Below are 684 nucleotides of genomic sequence, written 5' to 3' on the forward strand. Positions count from 1 at the left end.
ATGGAAAATCGCATTGACGCTATCTACGCGAGACAGTCTGTGGACCGTAAAGACAGTATCAGCATTGAAAGCCAGATCGAGTTCTGCAAGTACGAGCTGCGGGGAGGGAATTTCAAGGACTACAAAGATAAAGGATTTTCCGGTAAGAACACGGACCGCCCCCGCTTCCAGGAGCTTATGGCCGACATCAAGCGGGGCCTGATCCGCCGGGTGGTGGTCTACAAGCTGGACCGTATCAGCCGTTCTATCCTGGACTTCGCAACCATGATGGAGCTGTTCCAGCAATACAATGTGGAGTTCGTTTCCTCTACGGAAAAGTTTGATACCTCCACCCCCATGGGCCGGGCCATGCTGAACAGCTGCATTGTGTTTGCCCAGCTTGAACGGGAAACGATCCAGAAGCGGGTAACGGACGCCTACTATTCCCGTTGCCAGCGTGGTTTCCACATGAGCGGCGCGGCTCCCTACGGCTTCAAGCTGGAGCCCACCACCATCCAGGGCATACGCACGAAAATGATGATCCCGGACCCCGACACGGCGAATATCGCCCGGTTGATGTTTGAAATGTACGCCGAGCCGTCCACGTCATTCTGATTTTGTCAATATGAGTTGACACAATTCACGCAAGGAATATAGGATCTAAGCAGCAGCCGCAGTGAGGGACAGATAGAAGCGCTCTCTCTT

The 684-nt window shown here is 53.5% G+C and carries 1 pseudogene; it reads left to right on the forward strand.

The features are described 5' to 3' along the window. A pseudogene (locus C814_RS14000) lies at positions 1-591 on the forward strand (recombinase family protein); the annotation flags it as partial. Positions 592-684: the final 93 nt, after the last annotated feature.

This window comes from Anaerotruncus sp. G3(2012) (assembly GCF_000403395.2).
In the GTDB taxonomy this organism is placed as follows: domain Bacteria; phylum Bacillota; class Clostridia; order Oscillospirales; family Ruminococcaceae; genus Anaerotruncus.